Source organism: Microcoleus sp. LAD1_D3 (genome assembly GCF_036702135.1).
Taxonomy (GTDB): Bacteria; Cyanobacteriota; Cyanobacteriia; order Cyanobacteriales; family Microcoleaceae; genus Microcoleus.
Genome location: NZ_JAUBSB010000143.1, coordinates 1 through 2,424, shown reverse-complemented (window position 1 = coordinate 2,424; position 2,424 = coordinate 1). Strand labels below are relative to the sequence as shown.

Sequence of the window (2,424 nt, the reverse complement as noted above, 5' to 3'; positions counted from 1 at the left end):
CGTCATTGGTTTTCTCACCGGATGGTCTTGGATTTTACATTCTTTATCTCTATCACATCTTTAAAAAAATGGTATAAGCTTGTGCTCATTGGCAGCGGTTATCTCTGATTGACGGCTAAACCCCGTCCCTATGCGGGGATTTTCATGTCTACAAGTTTTGTAGACAATATGTTGACACTGTAGACAGTTATCCGTTATTGTAGACAAATACTGTACACAGGTGTCTACAATGAGTCAAAGTCAAGTCCTATCGTTCAGGGCTTCCGGTCACTTCCTGAACAGGATAGAAGCTCAAAGACTAGAGGGCGAGTCGGTCAGTCAAGCTGCACAACGCATTCTCAAGGAAATATCAGGCACGTCTACAACGATGTCTACAGTGTCTACACAGGATGACGCTACAGCCCTGTCTACGGTGTCTACAGATTTGTCTACACGAAACAATAACAGCGTCGTGTCTACAGCCTTGTCTACAGCTATGGCAGAAACTGTAGACAAGGCTGTAGCTGATCGCCTCGACCCCGTGATGGAGCGTATGGCCGCCATTGAGGAACGGCTGGGAAAATTGAGTGCCCTGAGCGATGGCAACGATGAATCGCTCAGGCAGGAATTGAAAGTCGCCAACAAGCAGCTTGCAGAATGGGATACAGAGCTGAATCAGTTACACGAGCGCAACGGCGATATAGGACTGAAGGCGCAGATGTTGGAGCAAGAGCTCAAGGAAGTGCGACGCGATCAGGAAGCAAATAAAAACTCAGCTCCGACCGTGGCAAAATTTCCAGAACCGGCCGACTTGCTCAATGAGTTAAAAGCGCGGCGTAAAAAATCCAGAGCGGACTTTGCAGACGTGGGGACGTTCTTGGAAATACTAGGCTTGGAGAGCTAACCCGCGTCTACCGACAGGATGCCGGGATACCACCTGACCCAGATAGGCAGTGTTGTGCGTTTGTTGTGCAATTGTCTTGCACAACAAACGCACAACACATGCACAACAAATAAGGTTTGAGCCACTCTCTCCTTTGCGGTAAAGAACGGCTCAAACCCTTGATGCTATTAGGTTTTATTAACGGGTACGGCAGGACTTGAACCTGCGGCTCGCTGCTTAGAAGGCAGCTACTCTATCCAACTGAGTTACGCACCCAACTCAAAAATCGCTAACAACATTATTGTATAGGTGCAGTGTGCGATCGAGCAAGTAAATATTTGATGACTTACGCATAAACGGGTTTGATGTACCAAAATACGTCAAGCATCAAAAGCAATAGTTGTGAAACACTGAGCTGGCTAAGGTCACGTAGTCTCCTACCTGCCTCGCCTACAAAACCGGACTTGAGACTTTCACCTCATCCGGCTCCTCAGTGATGTGGGTAATTAGCAATACTACCCCATTGGTAACAAATTAAAAGGGAGTAGATTTTGTCAATACCTCTTTGTGTATAAATATAATTGAATAATAATGATAATCAAACAAGGGGTAAGGGGGGGGAGAGTCCGCCGTTGGCGGACTCTCCCACCGGCAGCGATTATTATTATTAATAAGTTGTTCGCTCGAAAGGCATTGCGGGCGGGCGATCGATTATAGTTGCACCGCCAGCGCACGGCAGCGTCGGGGCCAGTGATAATAGTTGCATCGTGTTGGTATTATCAAACGATATAATTGACAAATAATTGAGCGATTGTGTAGGTCAGTAAATATGGCTAAAAGTCAAAAAACCAACCGTGACCACGCCAAAAAAACAACAAGACCGATGGTGGAAGATGAGGCAATTGCCTCGCAACTATCGGCATTATTAACACCAGCCATCCATCACCTCACAAGAAAATTACTACCGTCAACTGGGTTTACGAGAGAGAATTCTTAACCTACCGTTGATGGTAGCAGCAGTATTAACTCTACTGTGGCGAGATGTAGCGGGGGTGACAGAACTCACAAGAATGTTGGCAAGAGAAGGTTTTTTGTGGTGCCAACCCACGACAGTCACTCAACAAGCAATGTCTCAAAGATTTTTAAGTTTTCCTGCCACATTATTTGAAGGAGTGTTCAAAAATTTATTACCAAGTTTAAGAACTGCTTGGTACAAGAGAAACCACAGACCTTTAGCAGAAAGCATTCAATTTGCTTTGACCAAATTTCCCCGAATTTGGATAGTGGATAGCTCAACACTCGAAGCATTATTTTGCAAGCTCAAAAGTCTGGAAGATATACCTAAAGGGTAGTTGGCAGGAAAAATGGCAACAGTCATAGATTTAATGACCAGGCTTCCTGTCGAGATTTAGTTTCTGGAAAACCCAGAGCTTCTGATGTTAAGCTTGAAGAAAATATTCTGCAATTAGTGCCAACTCAAACCTCATACCATTTTTTTAAAGATGTGATAGACTTGTGTAAAAAGTAAAGGAGAGAATTACAATGTCTGGTCGTCCTCATAT

1 protein-coding gene, 1 tRNA gene and 1 pseudogene are annotated in these 2,424 nt (G+C 44.7%); 2 read left to right on the top strand and 1 reads right to left on the bottom strand.

Annotated elements, in window-relative coordinates; all coding sequences use genetic code 11:
- Positions 1-229: 229 nt before the first annotated feature.
- Positions 230-883, top strand: coding sequence for a hypothetical protein (locus QUA74_RS29610; RefSeq protein ID WP_445251686.1), 654 nt, complete (start codon positions 230-232; stop codon positions 881-883).
- A gap of 181 nt (positions 884-1,064) precedes the next feature.
- Here QUA74_RS29610 and QUA74_RS29605 read toward each other — a convergent pair.
- Positions 1,065-1,138, bottom strand: a tRNA-Arg gene (locus tag QUA74_RS29605).
- Positions 1,139-1,745: 607 nt separating this feature from the next.
- Between QUA74_RS29605 and QUA74_RS29600 the strand changes: the two are divergent.
- Positions 1,746-2,357 (top strand): annotated as a pseudogene (locus QUA74_RS29600) (IS4 family transposase); the annotation flags it as partial.
- Positions 2,358-2,424: the final 67 nt, after the last annotated feature.